At 61.4% G+C, this 24,562-nt stretch carries 22 protein-coding genes; 14 read left to right on the top strand and 8 right to left on the bottom strand.

From position 1 onward, the window contains the following. Positions 1-27 precede the first annotated feature (27 nt). Both BM216_RS20780 and BM216_RS20775 read left to right on the top strand, forming a co-directional pair. Complete coding sequence (locus BM216_RS20780; protein ID WP_093001119.1) at positions 28-1,242, top strand: lytic murein transglycosylase; 1,215 nt, start codon at positions 28-30, stop codon at positions 1,240-1,242. 180 nt (positions 1,243-1,422) lie between these two features. Then, positions 1,423-2,340 (top strand): DMT family transporter, encoded by a 918-nt coding sequence (locus BM216_RS20775; RefSeq protein ID WP_093001118.1) that lies wholly within the window; start codon positions 1,423-1,425, stop codon positions 2,338-2,340. Positions 2,341-2,760: 420 nt separating this feature from the next. On the opposite strand, the gene metF is transcribed toward BM216_RS20775, so the two are convergent. The 3 genes from metF to ettA form a co-directional block, all read right to left on the bottom strand. After that, positions 2,761-3,654 carry a methylenetetrahydrofolate reductase [NAD(P)H] gene (gene metF / locus BM216_RS20770; RefSeq protein ID WP_093001117.1) on the bottom strand — a complete coding sequence of 298 codons (894 nt, stop codon included), beginning with the start codon at positions 3,652-3,654 and terminating at the stop codon, positions 2,761-2,763. A 2-nt stretch (positions 3,655-3,656) separates the two neighbouring features. Then, entirely contained in the window at positions 3,657-4,661 is a 1,005-nt protein-coding gene (locus BM216_RS20765; RefSeq protein ID WP_093001116.1) for an ArsR/SmtB family transcription factor, read from the bottom strand. A 396-nt stretch (positions 4,662-5,057) separates the two neighbouring features. Next, positions 5,058-6,707, bottom strand: a complete 1,650-nt coding sequence (gene ettA, locus BM216_RS20755; protein WP_093001114.1) for an energy-dependent translational throttle protein EttA — start codon at positions 6,705-6,707, stop codon at positions 5,058-5,060. Positions 6,708-6,798: 91 nt separating this feature from the next. Between ettA and BM216_RS20750 the strand changes: the two genes are divergently transcribed. From BM216_RS20750 to BM216_RS35045, 5 genes are all read left to right on the top strand, one after another. Beyond that, positions 6,799-7,737 (top strand): alpha/beta fold hydrolase, encoded by a 939-nt coding sequence (locus BM216_RS20750; RefSeq protein ID WP_093001113.1) that lies wholly within the window; start codon positions 6,799-6,801, stop codon positions 7,735-7,737. A gap of 68 nt (positions 7,738-7,805) precedes the next feature. Next, a complete protein-coding gene (locus BM216_RS20745; RefSeq protein ID WP_093001112.1) occupies positions 7,806-8,771 on the top strand; it encodes a DMT family transporter in 966 nt (321 codons plus the stop codon). A 2-nt stretch (positions 8,772-8,773) separates the two neighbouring features. Then, positions 8,774-9,985 (top strand): succinate--glutarate CoA-transferase, encoded by a 1,212-nt coding sequence (locus tag BM216_RS20740; RefSeq protein ID WP_093001111.1) that lies wholly within the window; start codon positions 8,774-8,776, stop codon positions 9,983-9,985. Further along, positions 9,982-11,643, top strand: coding sequence for a thiamine pyrophosphate-binding protein (locus BM216_RS20735; RefSeq protein ID WP_093001110.1), 1,662 nt, complete (start codon positions 9,982-9,984; stop codon positions 11,641-11,643). The genes BM216_RS20740 and BM216_RS20735 overlap by 4 nt, the downstream gene beginning before the upstream one ends. 64 nt (positions 11,644-11,707) lie before the next feature. Continuing rightward, positions 11,708-11,830: a hypothetical protein gene (locus BM216_RS35045; RefSeq protein WP_280141693.1), complete on the top strand. Its 123-nt coding sequence runs from the start codon at positions 11,708-11,710 to the stop codon at positions 11,828-11,830. Positions 11,831-11,893: 63 nt separating this feature from the next. Here the strand turns inward: BM216_RS35045 and BM216_RS20730 are convergent, their stop codons facing one another. The 3 genes from BM216_RS20730 to BM216_RS20720 all read right to left on the bottom strand — a co-directional run bounded on the left by BM216_RS20730 (position 11,894) and on the right by BM216_RS20720 (position 13,560). Continuing rightward, the gene (locus BM216_RS20730; RefSeq protein ID WP_093001109.1) at positions 11,894-12,235 is read right to left on the bottom strand and encodes a RidA family protein; all 342 of its coding nucleotides are present in this window, start codon (positions 12,233-12,235) and stop codon (positions 11,894-11,896) included. A gap of 70 nt (positions 12,236-12,305) precedes the next feature. Next, positions 12,306-12,644 (bottom strand): protein tyrosine phosphatase family protein, encoded by a 339-nt coding sequence (locus BM216_RS20725; RefSeq protein WP_093001108.1) that lies wholly within the window; start codon positions 12,642-12,644, stop codon positions 12,306-12,308. 76 nt (positions 12,645-12,720) lie between these two features. Beyond that, on the bottom strand, positions 12,721-13,560 hold the full coding sequence (locus tag BM216_RS20720) for a DUF4432 family protein (RefSeq protein WP_093001107.1): 840 nt from the start codon (positions 13,558-13,560) through the stop codon (positions 12,721-12,723). A gap of 190 nt (positions 13,561-13,750) precedes the next feature. Between BM216_RS20720 and BM216_RS20715 the strand changes: the two genes are divergently transcribed. Both BM216_RS20715 and BM216_RS20710 read left to right on the top strand, forming a co-directional pair. Beyond that, positions 13,751-15,160: a L,D-transpeptidase gene (locus tag BM216_RS20715; protein WP_177230857.1), complete on the top strand. Its 1,410-nt coding sequence runs from the start codon at positions 13,751-13,753 to the stop codon at positions 15,158-15,160. A gap of 96 nt (positions 15,161-15,256) precedes the next feature. Beyond that, positions 15,257-16,069 carry a leucine-rich repeat domain-containing protein gene (locus tag BM216_RS20710; RefSeq protein WP_093001105.1) on the top strand — a complete coding sequence of 271 codons (813 nt, stop codon included), beginning with the start codon at positions 15,257-15,259 and terminating at the stop codon, positions 16,067-16,069. A gap of 59 nt (positions 16,070-16,128) precedes the next feature. Here BM216_RS20710 and BM216_RS20705 read toward each other — a convergent pair whose 3' ends face one another. Together BM216_RS20705 and BM216_RS20700 are read right to left on the bottom strand one after the other, a co-directional pair. Then, positions 16,129-16,845, bottom strand: a complete 717-nt coding sequence (locus BM216_RS20705) for a ParA family protein (RefSeq protein WP_093001241.1) — start codon at positions 16,843-16,845, stop codon at positions 16,129-16,131. 205 nt (positions 16,846-17,050) lie between these two features. Beyond that, on the bottom strand, positions 17,051-18,550 hold the full coding sequence (locus BM216_RS20700) for an amino acid permease (RefSeq protein ID WP_093001104.1): 1,500 nt from the start codon (positions 18,548-18,550) through the stop codon (positions 17,051-17,053). Between the two features lie 529 nt (positions 18,551-19,079). Here BM216_RS20700 and BM216_RS20695 point away from each other — a divergent pair. The 5 genes from BM216_RS20695 to BM216_RS20675 all read left to right on the top strand — a co-directional run bounded on the left by BM216_RS20695 (position 19,080) and on the right by BM216_RS20675 (position 24,503). Beyond that, complete coding sequence (locus BM216_RS20695; protein ID WP_244530251.1) at positions 19,080-20,183, top strand: ABC transporter substrate-binding protein; 1,104 nt, start codon at positions 19,080-19,082, stop codon at positions 20,181-20,183. A gap of 70 nt (positions 20,184-20,253) precedes the next feature. Further along, a complete protein-coding gene (locus BM216_RS20690) occupies positions 20,254-21,129 on the top strand; it encodes an ABC transporter permease (protein ID WP_093001102.1) in 876 nt (291 codons plus the stop codon). A gap of 10 nt (positions 21,130-21,139) precedes the next feature. Beyond that, on the top strand, positions 21,140-21,928 hold the full coding sequence (locus tag BM216_RS20685; protein ID WP_093001101.1) for an ABC transporter permease: 789 nt from the start codon (positions 21,140-21,142) through the stop codon (positions 21,926-21,928). A gap of 9 nt (positions 21,929-21,937) precedes the next feature. Next, positions 21,938-22,999: an ABC transporter ATP-binding protein gene (locus BM216_RS20680; RefSeq protein ID WP_093001100.1), complete on the top strand. Its 1,062-nt coding sequence runs from the start codon at positions 21,938-21,940 to the stop codon at positions 22,997-22,999. A 154-nt stretch (positions 23,000-23,153) separates the two neighbouring features. Next, on the top strand, positions 23,154-24,503 hold the full coding sequence (locus BM216_RS20675; protein ID WP_093001099.1) for an MFS transporter: 1,350 nt from the start codon (positions 23,154-23,156) through the stop codon (positions 24,501-24,503). Positions 24,504-24,562 lie beyond the last annotated feature (59 nt).

Below are 24,562 nucleotides of genomic sequence, written 5' to 3'. Positions count from 1 at the left end.
CACGTCACAGATCGCCAGGATCGCCAGATGCCATTCCTCGACAGCCGCCGCTTTGCCCTTGCAGCCCTCATCGCCGGAGGCCTGTCTGCCCCCGCTATCGCCCAGACGCCATCCACGGAACCCGCCCCGGCCTGCGGCGGCGACCTGACGGCTTTCCTCGAAGGCGTAAAGCAGGAAGCGGTCTCCAAGGGCGTTCCGGCAAGTGCAGTGGACGAAGCGCTGGCCGGCGCGCAGATCGACCAGAAGGTCCTCTCCCGTGACCGCGCCCAGGGCGTATTCCGCCAGACTTTTCTGGAATTCTCGCAGCGCACCGTCAGCCAGGCGCGCCTCGATATCGGCCGCCAGAAGCTGAAGCAGTATGCGGATGTCTTCGCCCGTGCAGAAAACGAGTTCGGCGTGGCGCCGGGCGTGATCACCGCCTTCTGGGCGATGGAGACCGATTTCGGCGCGGTTCAGGGCGATTTCAACACCCGCAACGCGCTCGTCACCCTCTCCCACGACTGCCGCCGCCCGCAACTGTTCCGCCCGCAGCTCATCGCGCTCACAGAGATGGTCCAGCACGGGGACCTCAACCCGCAGACCAATACCGGCGCATGGGCCGGCGAGATTGGTCAGGTCCAGATGCTGCCGGAAGATATTATCGCGCACGGGGTCGATGGCGACAACAGCGGTCATATCGACGTAAAGGGCAGCGCACCGGATGCCGTCCTGACCGCCGCAAAATTCATCCAGAGCATGGGCTGGAAAAAGGGCGAACCCTGGATCCAGGAAGTCACCCTGCCGGAGAGCCTGCCTTTCGAAAAATCCGGCCTCGGCAACGAGATCCCGGCCTCGGAATGGTTCGACTACGGCGTCACCCCGCGTGACGGCGACACCAAGTTCGGCAACCTTCCGGCAGCCCTGATCCTGCCGCAGGGCCGCAAGGGACCTGCCTTCCTCGCCTATCCGAATTTCGGCATCTACCTGCAGTGGAACCAGTCTTTCATCTACACGACGTCGGCCGCTTATTTCGCCACCCGCCTGTCCGGCGCACCGCCCTATCAGAAGACCACGCCGGAACCGGGCCTCGATGTCGACGCCATGAAGCAGCTGCAGGAAAAGCTCGACGCCCACGGCCATGACGTCGGCAAGATCGACGGCATCCTCGGCTCCGGCACGCGCCAGGCCGTGCAGAAGGAACAGGCCCGCCTCGGCATGCCCGCCGACGGCTGGCCGACCCAGGCTCTGCTTTCCGCGCTCTAAACAGTTCCAGCAAGAGTGCGTAGCGGTTTTGCGTCCGCAACGACGTAAAACCAGAGAATCAGATCCGTTTCGCTCGGGAGAAAAGCGAAACGGCTCTAATAAAACTCTGGGCAATGCAGGATACGGGTGGCGGAGAACGCCGCAGTGGCTAATCTCGGCTGATACAATCGGGATTGCATAATGACCGCCGCCCCTTCCGCCAGACCAAGCGCCTTGGCCTGGACCTTGCTCGTTCTTCTCGGCTTCCTCTGGGGCGGCTCGTTCTTCTTCGGCCGCATCGCCGTCCTTGAAATCCCGCCCTTCACGCTGGTCTTCCTCCGGCTTGGCCTCGCGGCGCTGGCCCTGCACATCTATCTGCGCGGCCGGCATGACCTCTATCGCACGCTCACCGCGCGCTACCGCGAATTCATCCTGATGGGCTTCATCAACAATGCCCTGCCCCACACACTGATCTTCTTCGGCCAGACGCAGATCGGCGCAGGCCTCGCCTCGATCCTCAATGCGACGACCCCCATCTGGACGGTGATCATCGCCAATTACTGGACGGCGGATGAAAAACTGAGCGCCGGCGAGCTCGCAGGCTGCCTGACCGGCCTTGTCGGCACCGCCATCCTGATCGGCCCCAGCCTGTCTTCCTCCGCCTCGATCCCCCTCTGGGCGCTGATCCTGCCGATCGGCGCGGCGATCTCTTACGGTTTCGCCGCAACCTACGGCAAACGTTTTCGCGGGCTGGCCGCACCGGTCACGGCGACCGGCCAGCTGACGGCCTCGTCTCTGATCATGCTGCCTGCCGCCTTCTTCTACGATCAGCCGTGGTCCCTGCCCATACCCTCGACCGAGGCCATAGCGGCCGTCATCATCCTGGCGCTGCTCTCGACCGCCTTCGCCTACCTGATCTTCTTCCGCATCCTGGCACTTGCCGGCGCCACCAACGCATCACTCGTGACGCTACTCGTTCCGCCGAGCGCCATCCTCCTCGGCGCATTGTTTCTGCACGAGCGGCTGGGCTGGACCGTTTTCGCCGGCATGGGCGTAATCGCTCTGGGATTGTTGATGCTGGACGGGCGAATCTTCGCCTTACGAATGAGAGCGGCCTGATCTCCGCTCACGCCGAGCGACAGACTTTAACAATTCGGCAAGATTTTTCCCCAGGCCATTCGCCAATAAAATCGTTTTAATTGCAGCAGCTTGGAGAACGATGCTGAGAAGTTGGACCCGCCTGCCGCTGCACTGCGTCATAAAAACGGCTTTGCGCTGACGCAAATCGGTCATAAAGTTTAAGGGTCAACGCAAGGAGGCAGACATGGGACGTACTTACCCCCTCAATCTCCTGGTAGTCGGTGCAGCATTCGTGTTCGTGGCTTCGATGCTTTTCATCTAGCCCTGAGTCTGCACACATCCTGCCAGTCGTATCTTGCATCCAAGAACGTTTGATATGACAGCCTTTCCAAAGACGCATGCTCCTTAAGAGCATGCGTTTTCCACATCCGGGCTGTGGGTTTATCCCAATGCGCCTGATCAGGCTGCTGCGACGGCTCTCGCGTCCTCGGGCTTGTAACCGATGCGATCCAGAACGGCCGAGACGAGCGGAGCCCGGTTCATCGTATAGAGATGGATATGGTTGAAGCCGCGTTCGGTAAGCCCCTCGATCTGCTCGGCAGCGACATCGGCAGCGACCTTGGCCCGCTCTTCCGGCTTCTCGTCCAGTCCTTCAAAACGATCATCCAAGAAGCCAGGCATGACGGCACCGCAGCGGCGGGCGAAACGCTTGAGCTGGGTAAGGTTCTGGATCGGCATGATGCCCGGGATCACTGGAAGCGTGATGCCGGCCGCCGCAACCTCGTCCATGTAGCGGAAGAACGTGTCGTTATCGAAGAAGAACTGGGTCAGCGCCCGCGTCGCGCCGGCATCCGCCTTGCGCTTCAAGACGTCGATATCCGCCGCCATGTCGGGGCTCTCCGGATGCTTTTCCGGATAGGCCGAGACCGAAATGTCGAAATCGCCGTATTCGGCCAGCGCCCGAACCAGATCGGCTGTCTGCACGAAACCTTCAGGATGCGGCGTATAGACGGTGCCTATGCCGGCAGCCGGATCGCCGCGCAGGGCAACGATGCGGCGCACACCGGCTGCGCGATACTCATCCACCACGGCCCGAACCTCGTCCTTGGAGGCGTCAACGCAGGTCAGATGCGCGGCTGTCGGCAGGCTGGTATCGCCGACGATCTTCTGCACGGCGGCAAGCGTCGGTTCCTTGGTCGATCCGCCCGCGCCATAGGTCACGGTGACGAATTCCGGCTGCCACAGAGCAAGCCGTTCCACGGTGTCCCACAGCTGCGCTTCCATCTCTTCCGATTTCGGCGGAAAGAATTCAAAGGAGATCTTGAGGCGCTGGTTTGTCGTGTTCTCGTCCATGATCAGCCTTCCTGAAGAACCGGGATCGCGGTTGCCGGCTCGGCGTCAGCGATGAGGAGGCGGCGATCCTTCGCCAGCCAGATTGTAACGGTAAGCCCCTCGGCCTGGTCGGGGGCGATATCTATCGCCTGCTCCACGTCGAGGCCGATTTTTTCCAGCCAGTCGCTGATCGTTTCGTGGGAGAAGCCCAGCCGCACATGGGCGTGCTCCTCGCGCAGATGCTCCAGCTTGTGGGGGGCAAGATCGACGATCAGCAGACGACCGCCGGGGCGCAGGATGCGCGCCGCCTCGCCGATGGCCAGTTCGGGCTGATCGAGAAAATGCAGAACCTGGTGGATCGTCACCAGATCGAAATCCTGGCCTTCGAGCGGCAGGTTGAGAATATCGGCGTGCCGCACGGATGCCTTGAGGATACCGGCCTTGTCGAGATTGGCGCGGGCGACCGACAGCATGTCGCGGCTCGCATCGACGCCGACCGCTCGGCGATAATGGGGCGCGAGAAGCTGCAGAATCCAGCCCGTGCCGGTACCGAGGTCGAGCAGCGAATCGATTGGAGAAGGACCAACAAGCCGCAGCAGCGCCTTTTCGACAGCGGCGTCACTCGCGTGCAAGCGGCGCAACTCATCCCATTCGGAGGCGTTGCGGCTGAAATAGGCCTGTGCCCGCTCTGCACGCTGGCGCTTTACGGCGGCAAGCCGCTCACCGTCGCGCAGCAGAACCGGATCGTCAGAAGAAGCAGCCGTCAACACGGTCCGCACCAGGGACGCCGCCTCACCGTCATGGCGCAGGCGGAAATAGGCCCAAGCGCCTTCCTGATAACGTTCGATCAGGGCATCTTCCGTGAGGAGCTTGAGATGGCGGGAAATGCGGGGCTGCGACTGGCCGAGAATTTCAGTAAGATCGGTCACCGTGAGGTCGCCGCGTGCCAGAAGAGCCAGCAGCCGGAAACGCGTCGGCTCGCCAACAGTCTTCAGCACATCAACCAGTGTATCGAGCGGCAACCGCATGTTGGCATCCCCGGCAATCAAGATATAAAGATATCTTTATATGAAAAATGCAGGAGATGCAAGCTAGGTCAGGGACTTCGCCTCAACGCTTGTGAACCGAGGTGCGCGGCCTGTGGTCAGAGTGCTGGAAAAGTTCTCGGCTCGGTGCTGCTGAAGTCCGCTCGGGCCATTATCGGCAAGCCATCCTTCCCTCACTCCTGTGCTTGTCACAGGAATCCAGTCACGGCGCGTCTGCGCCATGAAAAGACTCTTCCCGCCCAAGGACTTGGGCTGCTGTATTCCTGTGACAAGCACAGGAATGAGGAGACTCGTGAGCTCTGCGGGCGTGAATAGCCTTATAGAAAACAGAAGGGCGGCCAAGCCGCCCTTCCCCAGATCATAGGATCCGCTAAGCCCTCAGCGCGTCAGGCGCTTGTGAGCCTGGCTGCCTGGGTTGAGGGCGTCGGGGCCGAGGCGGCGGACCTTGTCTTCTTCATAATCCTCGAAGTTGCCTTCGAACCATTCGACATGGCCGTCACCTTCGAAGGCAAGGATGTGCGTGGCAAGGCGGTCCAGGAACATGCGATCGTGGCTGATGATGATGGCGCAGCCGGCGAAGGCTTCGAGCGCGCTTTCCAGTGCGCCGAGCGTTTCCGTATCGAGGTCGTTGGTCGGTTCGTCGAGCAGCAGGACGTTGCCGCCGGCCTTCAGCATCTTGGCAAGGTGAACGCGGTTGCGTTGACCACCCGAGAGATTGCCGACCTTCTGCTGCTGGTCACCGCCCTTGAAGTTGAAGGCGCCGCAGTAAGCGCGCGAGTTCATGTCGAACTTCCCGAGCTTGATGACTTCGGCACCGCCGGAGATTTCCTCCCAGACGGTCTTGTTGCCGTCGAGAGCATCGCGGCTCTGGTCGACATAGCCGAGATGCACAGTGTCGCCGACGCGGATCGAACCTTCGTCCGGGGTTTCCTGGCCGGTGATCATCTTGAAGAGCGTCGACTTGCCGGCGCCGTTCGGGCCGATAATGCCGACGATGCCGCCCGGCGGCAGCTTGATCGACAGGTCGTTGATCAGGGTGCGGCCGTCAAAGCCCTTCTTGATGCCGTCGAGCTCGATGACGACATTGCCGAGGCGCTCGGAGACCGGGATGATGATCTGCGCATCGCCGGGCCGGATGTTCTCGGCCGCATCGACCAGCTGTTCATAGGCCTTGATACGTGCCTTGGACTTGGCCTGACGGGCCTTCGGGCTGGAAGCGATCCATTCCTGTTCGCGCGACAACGCCTTCTGGCGGCCGGCTTCTTCGCGGGCTTCCTGCGTCATGCGCTTGGCCTTGGCACCGAGATAGGCGGAATAGTTGCCTTCGTAGGGAATGCCGCGACCACGGTCGAGCTCGAGGATCCAGCCCGTGACGTTGTCGAGGAAGTAGCGATCGTGGGTAATCATCATCACGGCGCCCGGATAGTCGCGCAGGTGGCGCTCAAGCCATGCGATCGTCTCGGCGTCGAGGTGGTTGGTCGGTTCGTCGAGCAGCAGCAGGTCCGGCTGCGACAGGAGCAGGCGGCAGAGCGCGATACGGCGACGCTCACCACCCGACAGGTTTTCGACATTGGCATCCTTTGGCGGGCAATGCAGCGCTTCCATCGCCATCTCGACCTGCTGTTCCAGATCCCAGAGGTTCTGGCTGTCGATGATGTCCTGCAGCTTGGCGCCCTCTTCCGCGGTCTCGTCGGAATAGTTCATCATCAGTTCGTTGTAGCGATCGAGCACGGCCTGCTTTTCGGCCACGCCTTCCATCACGTTTTCGAAGGCGGTCTTGTTCGGATCAAGCTTCGGTTCCTGCTCCAGGTAGCCGACGGTCGCGCCTTCGGCGAGCCAGGCTTCACCGGTGAATTCCTTGTCCTGACCGGCGATGATGCGCAGGACGGTCGACTTACCGGCGCCGTTCGGGCCGAGGATACCGATCTTGGCGTCGGGGTAGAACGACAGGTTGACGTTCTCGAGGATCTTCTTGGCGCCATAGGACTTGTTCAGTCCCGACATGTGATAGATGAACTGACGTGCCATCGATAATTAAGCTCCGGGGGAAAGAGGTTTTGCCGCTATGTAGGCGAAGACGCGCCTCGGGGCAATGCGCAGAGCGGGGGGAGGCCTTGAAATGACCTTGGAATTTGGGTGGGAAACGCGGAGTTTCCCCAGCCCGACGGGTGCGTCGATCGCGTACCACTACGCTGAGGCGGCCGAACCGGCCAGGGGCATCCTGCTGATCTCCCATGGACTGGCGGAACATTCCAAGCGCTACCGGGCCTTCGCGGCGGCGATGGCGGCGAAGGGCTTCTACGTCTACGCCTGGGATCACCGCGGCCACGGCGAGACGACGGCACCGGACGCGCCGATCGGGCGATTCGCGTCGAAGGACGGGGCGGCGGCCGTGCTGCGCGACGTGATGGCGATGCGCGATCTCGCTCTGGCCGCCCATCCCGGCCTGCCCGTCATCCTCTTCGGCCATTCCATGGGCGGGCTGATCGCACTCAATGCCGCGGTGGACAATCCGCGCGCCTTCGATGCCGTGGCGGTGTGGAATTCCAACTTCAATCCCGGCCTTGCCGGTCGCGCCGCCCAAGGCCTGCTTCTGGCCGAGCGCGCGCTAAAAGGATCTGACGTGCCGAGCGGCATGCTGCCCCGCCTCACCTTCGGCGCCTGGGGCAAGAGCATCCCCAACCATCGCACCGCCTTCGACTGGCTGAGCCACGATCCGGCAGAAGTCGATGCCTATATCACCGACCCGCTCTGCGGCTTCGATGCCAGCGTCTCCCTCTGGCTCGACCTCTTCGAACTTACCTTCCGCGCACCGGCGCTTGTTGATCGGCTACCGAAAGACCTGCCGATCCATCTGCTCGGCGGCGGCGAAGACCCGGCGACGGACAAGGGACAGGCAATCTTCTGGCTCTCGACGCATCTGAGGAAGAACGGCTTCCACAAGGTCATGACGCGGTTCTGGCCCCATACCCGCCACGAGACGCTGAACGACACCGTTCGCGGCGAAGCGATGGCCGAGTTTGCGGAATGGGCCGGCACGATTTCCAAGCGCGGCTGACGACGACGGAATGAGTTCATGACTTTTATTCAAGTGCGCGAAAATTCCACCCTCGGTATATCCAGACCATGAGCGCAGCGCCCGCAAAACCGGCTCCATCCATACACGCCATCAGCATCACCGCTGGTCTGGGCCTGATGATCCTCGCCATGCTGATCGCGCCGCTGATCGACGTCTTTTCCAAGCTCGCGACGACCTCCGCCTCCCCCACCATGATCACGGCCGGGCGCTTCGTCTTCCAGGCGCTGTGCATGCTGCCCTTCGTGATCTGGACAGGCTCGTGGCGTAGCTTCTCCTGGCGGATGAGCTTCTACCATTTCATACGCGCCGCCGTGATCGCGATCTCCATGGTCTGTTTCGTCGCCACCTTGGCGGTGATGCCGGTCGCCGACGCCGTCGCGATCTTCTTCGTCGAACCGATCATCCTGACCGTGCTGTCGAGCATCTTCCTGAAGGAGATCATCGGCTGGCGGCGCTATACGGCCTGCGTCGTCGGCTTTATCGGCGCCATGATCGTCATCCGCCCGAGCTTTCAGGAAATCGGCTATGTCGCGCTTCTGCCGGTCGTCACCGCATTCTGCATCGCCATCTTCGCCATGATGACGCGTGCGTTGGCCCAGCGCGAGGACCCGTGGGCGATGCAGTTTCAGATGTCGATGTGGGGCCTGCCGATCTGCGCGGTCCTGCTCCTGATCGGAGGCGTTACCGAGATCGACTTTCTCGCCCCCTCCGTTCCCGACCTCACCACCTTCACATGGATTGCCGCAGTTGGCGTCGTTGCCGCCCTTTCCGGCGTCCTGAGCGTCTATGCCTATCGCGCGGCACCCGCCTCCGTGCTGGCGCCCATCCAGTATTTCGAGATCATCTCTGCCACGCTGTTCGGCTGGCTCGTGTTCGGCGATTTTCCCGATCCGATCAAATGGCTCGGCATTTCGATCATCATCGGCTCCGGCCTCTACATCATCTGGCGCGAGCGTCGCGTCGCCTCGATCAAGCCCGTCACCAAAAGCGAAACGACATCGGTAGCCCCCTGATCATGGATAATGCCAAGAAAAAGCCGCCGCTCGACGGCATCCGCGTCCTCGAACTTGCCCGCGTTCTGGCCGGCCCCTGGGCAGGCCAGATGCTGGCCGACATGGGGGCGGATGTCATCAAGGTGGAAAACCCGGACGGCGGCGACGACACCCGCGCCTGGGGCCCGCCCTTCGTCGAGAGCGTCGACGGCGAAAACCTGTCGGCCGCCTATTATCATTCGACCAATCGCGGCAAGCGCTCGATCGCCGTCGACCTGAAGACAGAGGAAGGCCAGGAGATCGTCCGGAGGCTCGCCGCGCAGTCCGACGTGCTGATCGAGAACTTCAAGCTCGGGGGCTTGAAGAAATACGGGCTCGACTACGAGAGCCTGAGGAAGATCAATCCGAAGCTCATCTATTGCTCGATCACCGGCTTCGGCCAGGACGGGCCCTATGCCTCGCTCGCCGGCTACGACTATATCGTCCAAGGCATGTCGGGCTTCATGTCGATCACGGGAGAGCCGGACGGCCAGCCGATGAAGGCGGGTGTGGCGATCGCCGACATCTTCACCGGCATCTATGCGGTCACCGCCATCCAGGGCGCGCTGATCCATGCCATGAAGACCGGCGAAGGCCAACTGGTCGACATGGCGCTGCTCGACGTAATGTCGTCGGTGCTCGCCAACCAGAACATGAACTACCTGATTTCCGGCATCTCGCCGGTGAAGCTCGGCAATGCCCATCCCAACATCTCGCCCTATGAGGTGATCCCGGTTCTCGACGGCCATATCATCCTCGCCGTCGGCAATGACGGCCAGTTCCGCCGCTTCTGCCGCATCCTCGGCATCGAGCAGCTGGCCGACGACGAGCGCTATGCGACCAACAAGGCCCGCGTCGCCCATCGCGTCGAGGTACGCAGCCTCATCACCGCCGAGACGACCCAATGGACTAAGGCCGATCTTCTGGCTGCCTGCGGCGAAAATGCCGTGCCGGTCGGGCCGATCAACTCGATCGGTGAAATGTTCGAGGACCCGCAGGTCAAGGCACGCGGCCTGCGCGTCGATCTCGAGGCGGCCGACGGCACGATCATTCCGGGCGTCCGCAGCCCGATCGTGCTGTCCGAGACGCCGCTCGCCTATCATCGTCCGAGCCCGAAAGTGGGCGAGCACACGGACGAAATTCTCGCCGAACTCAACGCATCCACGAAGGCAACCGAAAAGGACAGCAACCGATGACGACTGCCAAAAGAACCGGAGGCCAGCTTATCGTCGAGGCCTTGAAGGCGAACGGCGTCAAGCGCGTGTCCTGCGTGCCGGGCGAAAGCTATCTCGCCGTGCTCGACGCGCTCTATGAAAGCGGCATCGACGTTCTCGTCTGCCGCCAGGAAGGCGGCGCTGCGATGATGGCCGACAGCTGGGGGCGTCTGTCGGGCGAACCCGGCATCTGCATGGTCACGCGCGGACCGGGCGCCACCAATGCTTCCGCCGGCCTGCATGTCGCCAAGCAGGATTCTGTCCCGATGATCCTCTTCGTCGGCCAGATCGGCCGCGACATGAAGGAACGCGAGGCGTTTCAGGAAGTCGAATACCGTCGCGCATTCACCGAATTCGCCAAATGGGTGGGCGAGATCGACGACGCCCGCCGCATCCCGGAATTCGTCACCCGCGCCTTTACCGTCGCCACCTCCGGCCGCCCAGGCCCCGTGGTGCTGACGCTGCCGGAAGACATGCTGGTCGAGGAAGTCGAGGCGGTCGCGGCGCAGGCCTATACCCGCGTCGAGAGCCATCCCGGCCAGAAGCAGGTCGCCGAATTCGAGAAGCTCTTGAAGGAAGCGCAGCGCCCGATGTTCATCCTCGGCGGCACCCGCTGGGACGAACAGGCGGTCGCCGATTTCCAGGCCTTCGCCAGCCGCTTCAAGATCCCGGTCGGCTGCTCCTTCCGCCGCCAGATGCTGTTCGACCACCTTCATCCGTCCTACGCGGGCGATGTCGGCATCGGCATCAATCCGGCCCTGGCGAAGGAGATCAAGGACGCAGACCTGCTCGTCCTGATCGGCAGCCGCATGTCGGAAATGCCGTCCTCCGGCTACACCCTGCTCGACATCCCCTACCCGCAACAGAAGCTCGTGCATGTCTTCCCCGATCCGGAAGAGCTTGGCCGCATGTATCGCCCGGACCTGGCGATCTGCGCCGCACCTGCGGAATTCGTCGAAGCGATCAAGGATCTCGAGCCACCGGCCCTGCCGCTCTGGGCCGAGCGCAAGTCCGCCATGCACGATTCCTATCTCAAGTGGTCGACGCCGCCCGAAAGCGGCCCCGGCAACGTCCATATGGGTCCGATCATGAGCTGGATCGAAGAAAACACGCCGGATGACGCCATCTTCACCAATGGCGCCGGCAACTATGCCACATGGCTGCACCGCTTCCACCGCTTCCGGAAATACAACACCCAGTCGGCACCGACCTCCGGCTCGATGGGCTACGGCCTGCCGGCCGCAGTTGCCGCCAAGCAGCTCTTCCCCGAGCGGGAAGTCGTCTGCTTTGCCGGTGACGGCTGCTTCATGATGCACGGACAGGAATTCATCACCGCCGTGCGATACGGACTGCCGATCATCACCGTGCTGGTCAACAACGGCATCTACGGCACGATCCGCATGCATCAGGAGCGGGAATATCCCGGCCGCGTCAGCGCCACCGATCTCGTCAATCCGGATTTCGTCGCCTATGCCAAGGCCTTCGGCGGCCATGGGGAACTGGTCGAGAAAACCGAGGATTTCGGCCCGGCCTATCTGCGCGCCCGCGAAAGCGGCAAGCCCGCGATCATCGAAGTCAGGCTCGATCCGGAAGCGATCACGCCGGCGCGGACGCTGACCCAGATTCGCAACAAGGCCTGATGACCACCTCTGGGCTTTTGCTCATCTTGCGGGAACCATTCGCTGGCCAAGTCGTTGATATGGCATGGCTAGTGAAACAAAACGCAAAGCGCTTGGAGGCATGTCGACCTTCGTCGTCGTCATCTTCCTGATCGGCATCGCCCTCGCCGCCTTCTACCTTTTCGGCATGACGCCGGGCGAACCCTGATCGACAGATACAAAAGAGGCCGGTTTTCACCGGCCTCTTTTTTTCATGTTCGGATGATCGAAATCAGATCGCAGCGGTGACGATGAACTCGACCTTGTATTTCGGTGCGGCGAGAGCGGCTTCGCTCGTCGCGCGTGCCGGCGGGTTGGCCGGATCGATCCAGGCTTCCCAGACGGCGTTCATTTCGCCGAAGGTCGACATGTCGGAGAGATAGATGATCGTCTGCAGGACCTTCGACTTGTCGGAGCCGGCGGCTGCGAGCAGGCGATCGACTTCGGCGAGCGCGTCCTTGCACTGGTCCGTCACGGTCTCGCCTTCGCCAACCTGGCCGGCGAGATAGACGGTGTTGCCGTGGACGACTGCGCCGCTCATGCGGGCGCCGGGCTCGATGCGCTTGATGCTCATGGGAATGCTCCTGAATGCTGAGCTTAGAATAAGCACGACACGGATGCCCGCATCGTGCGCGAAAAAGTCGTTAGCCGCGCGAACGCTGGGCCTGGTCGTAGATCGCGGTCGAGCGGGCGCCCGAGCGGCAATAGCCGAGCATCGGCTTCGGCAGGTCTTCCACCGCATCGACCATCTCTGTCACGCCTTGCGGCGTCAGGCCCATGCGGCCGACCGGGATGTGGCGGATCTCGATGCCGAGTTCCTTCGCACGCCCCTCGATGTCGGCGAAATGCGGCTGGCCCGGCTCTTCCTCGTCGGGACGGTTGCAGACGATGGATTTGAACCCCATTGCCTTGACCTGATCCAGTTCGTCTACGGTGATCTGACCGGAAACCGAATACTCGTCGTTGATCTGGCGTATATCCATGGCAACCTCCATTCCTTTTTGAGGCGCAAGCATTACGCGGTGCCTCGGTGAGCGTCAACGACAGAAGGATGTCACATCAAACGAAGGCAAAACGCAGCGCATAGTCGGCGCTCTCGCCCGGCTTCAACCATTCGAGTTCGCCGCTTTCCTTGAGTTCCTTGCGGCTCGCCAGCCGGTGGGAGACAGGCTCGATCCCGAGCACATGGGCGGGTGCTGCCTGGTTGCGCCAGATCTGCAGGTAGGGCAGCCCGTCCGTCTTGAATTTCACCTTGAGCGTCGATCCGCCGAGCGCGGCGATCGGTCCGAGCGCCACTTCCGCCCATTCCTTACCTTCTTCCCTGGCCGATACACAGAACACGCTGCCCGGATCGGGACCGAATCCCCAGGGTGTCCCACCGCCCTCCAGCATCCGGCCGGAGAGATGCACGGCATCGTCGAACAGCCAGGCACCGACATTCATGTGATACATATGCACCCGCGCCATCGACCGGTCGCCGGTATTGGTCACCCTGTCCTGCAGGCAGACCTCGCCGGTCGTGTTGTCGATGCGCCAATGGCGTTCGAGGAGCGCGCTGCCGCCATCGGCTGTCGCCACCTTCACCTTCGCGCGACATTCCGCATCGTCTCCTTGAGCATCCCAGAACTGGATCTCGGCCGGATGCGAAGAGAAGGACCCGTGCAGCGGAAACTTATGGCCATTGCTCTTGCCGTCGATCAGGTCGGGATGGCGGATGTGATCGGGGCCGCAGGTGAACAGGAACCCCTCCAGCGAATGATCGATCCGAGGATCACCATCGTCCGGTATCGCTCTGCCTGGCGCGATATCGACATCGTTGACGAAGCAGCTTCCGATATCGAGAACCGAGCTTTCGTCCAGCATGAGCCGTGGCCCCAGAGCGGCGGAGAAGGTCTTCATCGGTATTTCCTCCTAGTGCTCACCCGGGCGTTACCAAAGGTGAGCGGAATTTAATGATTCATTCATTGCAAGCTGAGATTTTTCCATACAAGCGTCAAATTTAACTTGTCAGTCATCGCAGACAGCAAACGGGAACCAGAAAGCCACATTCCCGATTACCTGAATGTGCAACATTATAATCGGTGGAATCGTGAAGCGCTCGCTCCTTTTCAGTATCAGCCTGTCTGTCCTTGCGGCATCCCTCAGTCAGTCCCCGGCCTCGGCGCAATCGCGCTATTACGGCTATGAGGAAGGGCCGATGCTGGTCGCACCTGACGGCGCCATCCTCGATTATGTTCCCAATGGTGGCGGAATTTCCATCACGCGGGACCGAGCCGGCCAGCGTGTCTATGTCGACAGCTATGGCAATGTCATCGCAACCGAAATGCACCGCGACGGCTATCGTGGCGGAAATATTGGCTATCCGCCGCCGCCGGGTTACGGCAATAATCGCCGCGACCAGGCTCGTTACGACGACCAGAGCGGCTACGGCTATCGCGACTACCGCCAGTATCGACCGGGAGATCCGGTAGAGCCCGGCGCAACGACCGGCTCGATCGGCCGACAGGATCAGGTCACCCGCATGCCGCTCGACCAGCAGGAATTGCCGGGTGTCGACCAGGGTTATCCGGAAGAGGCATCGCTCGAGCCGAACCCGAGCATGCCACCGGCCGAGCAACTGCACCCGAACAAGCCCGTAGCCACGGTGGCGAATAAGCCGCAGGCTGAAATAGCCGCCCTCCAGGTATTTCTGGATCGCGAAGGCATTTCGCCGGGCGTCATCGACGGCCGTCTCGGTGACAATGTCAACAAGGCAATCGCAGCCTGGCAGGAAATGACGGGCGAGACGCTGGATCCGAACAATTCCGAAGAGATCATGCAGCGCCTGACCTATTCCGGCGGCCTGCCGATCGTCGACTACACGATCACGCCGGCTGATGCCGCAGGTCCCTATGTCGCGTCTATCCCGGAAGACTATGCCCACAAGGCGGCGCTGCCGGCCATGTCGTTTACCTCGGTCACCGAGAAGCTCGCCGAGCAGTTCCACATGGATGAGAACTACCTGAAGTCGCTCAATCCGAATGCCGACTTCTCCATTCCCGGCACGATCATCAAGGTCGTCAATCCGGCTCAACCGAAGAAGGGCGAAGTGACGCGCATCGTCGCCGACAAGGCGCGCAAGCAGGTTTTCGCCTATGGCGCCGACAACAATCTCATTGCCGCCTATCCGGCAACGATCGGATCATCCGACACCCCGTCGCCGACCGGCAACCATACGGTCCAGCGCATCGCACTCGATCCTGGCTATACCTACAATCCGAAGATCAACTTCACCCAGGGCAACAACACCGAAATCCTGCAGATCCCGCCAGGCCCGAACGGCCCGGTCGGCACCGTCTGGATCGCCCTGTCGAAGCCGACCTACGGCATCCACGGCACGCCGGAACCGTCCAAGATCGGCAAGACCAACAGCCACGGCTGCGTGCGCCTGACCAACTGGGACGCGACCGAGCTTGCCAAGATGGTCAAGCCGGGCACGACGGTGGAATTCGTCGAGTAACAGGCTTGCCAATACGGGAACGGGCCCTGCAGCTCAGCGATTGCGGGGCTTTTTTGCGATCACCAAGGCATCGCACATCCTGACGAGGAGGCACGCATGATCGACAAATACAGGGCGCCTCCTACGGGCGAATTGGTCTATATCGGTCCAAAGCCCCACTTCGATCTAGCCAGCCGAAAGGCTTATTTCGCGCCTGACGAAGCGGCGAATTTCGACCTTCGAAACGCCTCGATCCAGTTTCGCATGAAGGCGTGCCCGAAATATATTGTTCCCTGGATGACTAAGTTTGCGTCACTCGGCGTCCACTACATGGAAACAGACGGCGAGATTCTCGATGGCATCCGCGATATGTCGGAACGTATCGAAGGCGGAATATTCATTCATGGCAGCATCCGGAAATCAGTTCGTTGGACGGCTGCGGCCTCGGCCATACGCCACCTCACCATCTACGATTCCGAAGTCTTCTTCGACGAGACCAGCTTTCCCAAGCTGGAGTTCCTGAATGCCAAGAAGGACAAGGCCGGCAAGCTCCTCAACTATGTGTCCAGTCGTCAACTAAAGCATTTGGGAATATCCGGCTTTGATCGTGTCGTGATCGAAGCCGCTGGAGCGATAGAATCGCTCCAGATCTCCGGTTCGACGGACACGCATGTGGATTTTGACGAAAAGCCGAGCGTCACCGATCTTTGGGTTCACAATCTCAAATCGATGGAGGACGTGAGCTTCCTGGCCCGCCTTCCAAACCTTGAGCGGCTGAAAATCTACTATTGCGGGAAAGTTGCAGATTTCTCACCGCTGCTGAAACTGAACGCCCTCAAAGATGTGGACGTTGTTCAACAGGGACAGCCCAAAGACATGGCGACCTTCAGGGCGCTCGCCGAGTCCGGCGTTAAAATTAGTGGTCTCTGATGCCGAACTGGCTTGGGCAGACAACCGCAGCAGCCACGTTCATCACCACATTTTTCTACTCAGGAGATGCCTCTACCGAGACCGATCAAACGGGAGACCGCCGAGCGCGTCACCTTGACCGGCATCAGGCTCAGAACTTCGCGGGCGAACTGGCGGGCATTTTCGCGCGCCTTGTCGACATTGCTGACGTTGGCCGGGTCCATGCCGTGCAGCGTGCCGCCGGTCTCGAACAGTTCCTTGAAGGCGATGCGCTCGCCGATCGGGGTCGCCAGAACGTGAACGCCCTTGGAGGCCAGCAGCCCCTTGATGGCGACGATCGCCTTCGTCGTCACCATCGAGGTGACGCGGGTGAGCACGACGGAATGGGCGATCTCGAGCCGCCCCTTGTCCCTCATCAGCGCCAGCAGATCGAGGATCTGAGCCGCGCCCCTGGCATCCATGGCCGAGCCCTGGACCGGGATGAAGACGTGGTCTGAAAGTCCGAGTGCCGTGGTGACGAGCGCGTCACGGGCGCCGGCGAGGTCGATGATGAAATAGTCGGTCTGGGACGCCATCTCACGCAGATGACACTGCAGGGATGCGATGCTGATCTCGGAGACCACCTCGATATTTCGGACCTTGCCCGAGGCCTCCTGCCATTGGCTGATCCAGCGCTGCGGGTCGGCATCGATGATGGTGATGCGGAAACCCTGATGAGCGAGTTCGGTGGCGAGCAGGAGTGCGGCTGTCGTCTTGCCGGCGCCGCCCTTGGCATTGGCGAAAGAGATTACGGGCATTTTCCATCCTCGAAAGGTGACGAGCCGCATCGCTCTCCAGACATCCCCGAAGCATGGGGCCGTTAGCCCATATCCTTTCCAATCATGGTTAACGGATGGTTAATTTCAGCATCTGCGAATGTCATCGAGAAGAACTGGTCCCTCACGCGGAAACGAAAAAAGGCGGCCGCACGCGACCGCCTTCCTTGCAAAGCGAATGGAACGGTCAGGCGAGCGCTGCAGCTTCCTTGTGCTCCATGGCGAATTCCTCTTCTGGAGAGAGGATAAGCCGGTGCCGACCGACGATCGCGAAATAGGCGATCGCGACCGCGAACCAGACGACGACCCAAACTACGCCCTTGAAGAAGTTCGGATCCTGGATCTGGTAGAGCAGCGTCACCACGGCGATGATGATCGTCAGTGCCGCACCCGGGATGCCGAGCGGCGAGCGGAACGGCCGCTCGATATTCGGCAGCTTCTTGCGCAGGATGATGAAGGAGATCGCCTGCATGATGTAGGAGAACATCGCGCCGAAGACGGCCATGTTGAGCAGCACGGCGCCGATCACCGTACCGCCCTGTTCCGCGCCGAGCGCGAACCAGATCACCAGCATGACCGCAAGCCCAATGCCGGCACCGGCCATCATCGCCACATAGGGCGTCTTGTAGACCGGGTGCGTAACCGACAGAGCCGTCGGGAAGTAGCCGGCGCGCGACAGCGAATAGATCTGCCGGCCCTGAGCATAGAGGATCGTGTGGAAGCTGGCGATCAGGCCCGTCAGCGCCACGAGACCGAGGATGACAACACCGCTATCGCCATAGACCGCCTTGAACCCGTCGAGCAGCGGCTCCAGCGCCGAGCCGAGATGGAAGGCGCCGACGCCCGGCAGCGACGGGTTGAGCAGCACGATCATGAAGGCCGAGATCATTAGGGTGATGATGCCGAGAATGATGCCCTTCGGCATGTCACGCTTCGGGTCGACCGATTCTTCCGCGGCAAGCGGCAGCTGTTCGATGGCGAGGAACAGCCACACCGCAAAGGGCAGCGTCGCCAGAACGCCGGTAAAGCCAAAGGGGAACCAGTCGCCATTGCCTTCCGGCAGTTCGATTGCCGCACCATCAGGGCCGACGCCGATATTCAGCGCCCAGCGGGAAAAATCCATGTTCGGGATGGCGCTGATCCAGAAGAACACCAAGACCGCCAGCGAAATCAGCGTGATCACCAGCGTCACCTTGAACGACAGTTCCAGGCCGAAGACGTTGAGCGCCAGGAAGACCGCGTAGAACAGGATCCACAGCAGCGGCGAATAGGCCGCATCGAGGCCGAGGATCGAGTTCACATAGGCGGTGATGAAGGTGACGATGACGGCAGGCGTCAGCACGTATTCGACATTCTCGCAAAGCCCGGTGAGGAACCCGCCCCAGGGGCCCATCGCGGTTCGGGCGAAGGAATAGGCCGCTCCTGTATGCGGCAGCGCCGGGCTCATCTCGGCAATCGAGAAGGTCAGGCCGAGATACATGATCGCGATGATGATGCCGGCGACCAGCATACCGCCCCAGCCGCCGGTGGCGAAGCCGAAATTCCAGCCGGAAAAATGACCCGAGATGACCGCCCCGACGCCGAGCGCCCAGAGCGACCAGACACCGGCATAACGCGACAATCCGCGCTTGTCGAAATAGGAGGCGTCGGCCTTCTTGTAGCTGACGCCGGCAGATGAACTTTCCATTCCCCTTCTCCTGCTCAAAGCAACGGGCTCCGGCCCCAACGGCCGGATATGCCCTGTCTGACCTGCACCGGCCCGATATTTCGGTGCCGGCGCTGACACAGCTCTGACGCTCCCAAGGGGATCTGTTCTTATGCATGCCCTGTCGGGTTGCTGTAACGGACGGTCTCGATCCCTGTCCCGGCCGATTATAGTTCAGTGCTTCTTCAAGGCCGCCGACATCAAAAATGGTCTTGAGGAGAAGATCCGTAGAAATAAAATAAAAGTTGCAGCAGAGAATTCTTCACTTTGTGCGCGCCGTCAAACGAAACTTCGCTTTTCTCTTGGCTGAATTGCGCCTTCCCTGTCCTGCCCGCGACGTCTGCGCCCGGTTATCCACAGGCGACGACATCCGGCGGTCACGGCATCGCGAAAAAATGCTTTCAAAGCGGGGGCTTATAGGAAGATGATCGGCGCCGGGCCTGTCACATACAGTTCACGAAACGGCTCTACGAGTCGCCGCCGACACGACAAAACCCTCAGGAGGACACCCGTGCTCAAGAACGCCCATCGCCTGCTCTCGCTGACGACTGCCGCAGTCGTTGCCTCCACCTCCTTTGCCTTCGCCGAGCCGAGCGCCGATCTGATCGCCGCCGCCAAGAAGGAAGGCTCGCTCACCACCATCGCCCTGCCCCACAGCTGGTGCGGTTACGGCGACATCATTGCCGGCTTCAAGGCCAAGTACGGCATCGAAGTCAACGAACTGAACCCGGACGCGAGCTCGGGCGACGAAATCGAAGCCATCAAGGCCAACAAGGGCAATACCGGCCCGCAGGCTCCTGACGTCATCGACGTCGGCCTGTCCTTCGGCCCGTCCTCCAAGGCCGAAAAGCTGATCCAGCCCTACAAGGTTTCCACCTGGGATTCGATCCCGGACGACGCCAAGGATGCTGAAGGCTACTGGTACGGCGACTATTACGGCGTTCTCTCCTTCATCGTGAACACCGACATCGTCAAGGAAGTCCCGAAGGACTGGAAGGACCTGACCAAGTCCGACTATGCCAACTCGGTTGCTCTCGCTGGCGACCCGCGCGGCTCCAACCAGGCTGTTCAGGCCGTCTACGCCGCAGGCCTCGCTGCCGGCGAAACCGACGCGACCAAGGCTGGCGAAGCCGGCCTGAAGCTGTTTGCCGACATCAACAAGGCCGGCAACTTCGTCCCGGTCATCGGCAAGTCCGCTTCGCTCGCCCAGGGCTCCACCCCGATCGTCGTCGCCTGGGACTATAACGGTCTCTCCTGGCGCGACACGCTGAAGGGCAACCCGCCGCTCGAAGTCGTCGTTCCGGAATCGGGCGTCGTCGCCGGCGTCTACGTCCAGGCGATCTCGGCCTTCGCTCCGCACCCGAACGCTGCCAAGCTGTGGATGGAATATCTCTATTCCGACGAAGGCCAGCTCGGCTACCTGAAGGGCTATTGCCACCCGATCCGCTTCAACGATCTTGCCAAGAACAACAAGATCCCGAAGGAAATGCTCGACGCCCTGCCGCCGGCAGCCGCCTACGAAAAGGCAAAGTTCCCGACACTCGACGAGCAGGACAAGGGCAAGACCGCCATCACCACCAAGTGGGACAGCGTCGTCGGCGCCAACGTTCAGTAAACAATGCATCCGGCCTCCCCGTCTTTGAAGGCGGGGAGGTTTTTCCCTCCTCGGACAGAAACCCGGCTTCATGAGCACAGCATCCTCGTCCTTCATCGACCGCCGCACCGTCGTCGATTGGCTCGGCATCGCGCCGTTCATGATCTTCGCGCTGATGTTTCTGATCGTCCCGACGCTCTATCTCGTCACCGGCGCCTTCTTCACGCCGGAAGGTGATTTCACCTTCAAGAATATCGGCGACCTGTTCACGCCGACCATCCTTTCGGCCTACTGGATCTCTATCAAGGTCTCCTTCGCCTCCTCGCTCGGCGGCGCTATCATTGGCTTTGCGCTTGCCTGGGCGATCGTGCTCGGCGGCCTGCCCTCCTGGATCCGCTCCGGCCTTCTGACCTTTTCCGGCGTCGCCTCGAACTTCGCCGGCGTGCCGCTCGCCTTCGCCTTCATCGCCACGCTTGGCCGCACCGGCCTTGTCACCGTCTTCCTGCGCGACTGGTTCGGCTTCAATCTCTATTCGACCGGCTTCAACCTTCTGTCCTTCTTCGGACTGACCATCACCTACATGTTCTTCCAGATCCCGCTGATGGTTCTGATCCTGACGCCGGCGCTGGACGGCCTGAAGAAGGAATGGCGCGAGGCATCCGAAATATTGGGCGCCTCGACCTGGCAATACTGGCGCATGGTGGCGATGCCGATCCTCTGGCCGAGCCTGCTCGGTACCTCGCTGCTGCTCTTCGCCAATGCCTTCGGCGCCATCGCGACTGCCTATGCGCTGACAGGCGCCTCACTCAACATCGTGCCGATCCTGCTCTATGCACAGATCCGCGGCGACGTGCTGCACAATCCGAACCTCGGCTACGCCTTGGCGCTCGGCATGATCGTCATCACCGGCATCTCGAACATCCTCTACATCTGGCTGCGCATGCGCGCCGAACGCTGGCAGAAGTGAGAGCGCGCACATGAAGATGACCAAGTTCTTCGCCTGGCTCGCCATCGCCATCGGCATCATCTACTTCTTCGTGCCGCTGCTCGGCACCTTCGAATTCTCGCTGCGCATGCGCCGCGGCGAATATTCGTTCGACTCCTACGGTTCGGTCTTCTCCGACATCCAGTTCCAGCAGACCTTCGGCTTTTCCGTCCTGATGGCGATCTTCACCATCGTTTTCGGCATGCTTCTCGTCGTTCCGACCGCCTATTGGGTGCGCCTTCGCTTGCCGCAGATGCGCCCGGTGATGGAATTCATCACGCTGATGCCGCTCGTCATCCCGGCGATCGTCATCGTCTTCGGTTATCTGCGCCTCTATAATTCCTCGTCCTACATCCCCTTCACCGGCTCGATCTTCGGCACCAACGTGCTCTTGGTGATGTCCTACATCACCCTGTCGCTGCCCTACATGTACCGATCGGTCGACACGGCGATGCGCACGATCGATGTGCGGACGCTGACCGAAGCTGCCGAAATCCTCGGCGCCAAATGGCCGACCATCCTGTTCAAGTGCATCTTCCCGAACGTCATGTCGGGCGTATTGTCCGGCGCCTTCATTACCTTCGCCATCGTCATCGGCGAGTTCACCATGGCGTCGCTGCTCAACCGCCCGGCCTTCGGCCCCTATCTGCAGCTCGTCGGCGCCAACAAGGCCTATGAACCGTCGGCGCTTGCGATCATCGCCTTCGCCATGACCTGGCTTTCCATGGGCCTTATCCAGCTCGTGTCCCGTTTCAGCAAATTGACGCCGTCCAAGGCCTAAGGATTTTCCATGTCGTTTCTCGTCCTCGACAGCATCAAGAAGAGTTTCGGGCCGACTCAGGTCGTCAAGGACTTCCACATGGCGATCGAGAAGGGTGAATTCATCTCCTTCCTCGGCCCGTCCGGCTGCGGCAAGACAACCATCCTCCGGATGATCGCCGGCTTCGAAACGCCGAGCGACGGCACGATCACCATCAACGGCCGCAACCAGTCCGGCCTGAAAACCAGCCAGCGCAATATCGGCATGGTCTTCCAGGCCTATGCGCTGTTCCCCAACATGAACGTCTTCGACAACGTCGCCTTCGGCCTCAAGGTCGCCGGCATGGCGAAAGCCGAGATAGCGACGCGCGTTACCGAAATGCTGAAGCTGATCGGCCTCGAACATCTCGCCGAGCGCTATCCTTACCAGATGTCGGGTGGCCAGCAGCAGCGTGTGGCGCTCGCCCGCGCGCTGGCGCCCAAACCGCAGGTACTGCTGCTCGACGAGCCGCTCTCGGCGCTCGACGCCAAGATCCGCGTTTCGCTGCGCGAGGAAATCCGACAGATCCAGCGCCAGCTCGGCATCACCACCGTCTTCGTCACCCATGACCAGGAAGAGGCGCTGTCGATCTCCGACCGCATCGTGGTGATGAATGCAGGCCGCGCCGACCAGATCGGCACGCCGTCCGACATCTACAATCGCCCCGCGACCCGCTTCGTCGCCTCCTTCGTCGGCACGCTGAACATCATCGACGCTGTTGTCGCCGACCCTGCGGCCAACACGATCCGCATCGGCGAAAACGTCATCACGCTCCGCGAACCGATCGCCGCGCTGAAGGCCGGTGACAAGGTGTCCGTTGCACTGCGCCCCGAAGCAGGCTCACTCTCTGAAAGTGCCAAGGGCGATACCGCGCTCACCGGCACCGTCGTCTCCTCCCACTTCCTCGGCTCTGTCGTGCGCACCAAGTTCGAGGTCGGCGGCAACCAGATTTCCTTCGACATGTTCAATGCGCCGGACAAGGTCCTGCCGCAGCCGGGCGAGACGGTGACGCTGCGTTTCGCAGCGGGCGACCTGCTACTCATCCGCGACTGAAAAATCACTAATACACCTGTTGCTTAACTGCATCGTAATGGCCGCCAAATGACCTCGAAGGCGGCCATCTTGCCTTGAAATGCAGGGCCTGATGCCGCATTGCCCTAGTATTGCCTTCCTGTGGAAGGCCATCCCGAGCAATCAGTTGAGTAACATGTCTCCGATCACCTCTTCGGCCGCCCTTGGGGCCGCCCCTCGCCGCCTGACGTCGCAGGATTTCCGTACACTCGGCCTTGCTGCACTTGGCGGCGCGCTGGAATTCTACGATTTCATCATTTTCGTCTTCTTCGCGACGGTGATCGGCAAGCTTTTCTTTCCGCCGGACATGCCGGACTGGCTGGTGCTGATCCAGACCTTCGGCATTTTTGCCGCCGGCTATCTGGTGCGTCCACTCGGCGGCATCGTGCTTGCCCATTTCGGCGATCTCTTCGGCCGCAAGAAGGTGTTTGCCCTGTCGATCCTGCTGATGGCCCTGTCGACGCTCGGCATGGCGATCATGCCGACCTACGCGACGATCGGTGTGCTCGCGCCGATCCTGCTGGTTCTCATGCGCATCCTGCAGGGTGCGGCAATCGGCGGAGAGGTGCCCGGCGCCTGGACCTTCGTCGCCGAACACGTGCCCTTCCGCCGTGTCGGCTTCGCCTGCGGCTTCCTGACCTCCGGCCTGTCGCTCGGCATCCTGCTCGGCTCCTCCATCGCCGCCGTCATCAACACGGTCTTCACGCCGGAGACGATCACTGACGGCGCATGGCGCATCCCGTTCTTCCTCGGCGGCATATTCGGGCTTCTGTCGGTCTGGATGCGTCGCTGGCTGCAGGAAACGCCGATCTTCACGGAGATGAAGGCGAGCCGCGCACTCGTGCCGGAACTGCCGCTGAAGACCGTGCTTCGCGACCACCCGCGCAGCGTCATCATCTCGGTCCTGCTGACCTGGGTCCTGTCGGCCGCAATCGTCGTCACGACGCTGATGACCGCTACCCTTCTGCAGAAGCTCTACGGTTACAGCCCGCAGCAGTCGCTTCTCGCCACGAGCTTCGGAACCGTATTCCTGATTTTCGGCACCTCGGCGGCCGGCGCCATAGTCGATCGCATCGGTTCCGGGCGTTTCTTCACCGTCGGCGGCGTCATCTTCGGTGCCGCGACCTGGGCCTTCTACAGCCTTGCCTCAACGTCGATCACCACCGTCTTCGTGCTTTACGCCGTCATGGGCCTCGCGGTCAGCATGGTCGGCGCCGTGCCTTACGTCATGGTCCGCGCCTTCCCGGCACGCGTCCGCTTCTCCGGCCTGTCCTTCTCCTACAACGTCTCCTATGCGGTCTTCGGTGGGCTCACACCGATCGCAGTCACCTCGGCGCTCGCCATCAATCCGATGGCGCATGCCTGGTATCTGCTGTTCATCGCTGCCCTGACTGTCGGCCTCGGCATCTACCTGACGCTTCACGGCGATCTGGTCGAATCCGACGCCGGCATCGAGGAACTGACGGCGCGTCTCGCCAAGGGCTAATTGCCGATTTTCAAGCAATATCAAAAAGAAGAAGCCGGAAAGTGAATCAACTTTCCGAC

Origin of the sequence: Rhizobium sp. NFR07 (assembly GCF_900111905.1) — a bacterium.
Classification (GTDB): domain Bacteria; phylum Pseudomonadota; class Alphaproteobacteria; order Rhizobiales; family Rhizobiaceae; genus Neorhizobium.
Note: the sequence above shows the minus strand (reverse complement) of the source record. Positions and strands in the feature narration are given on the sequence as shown.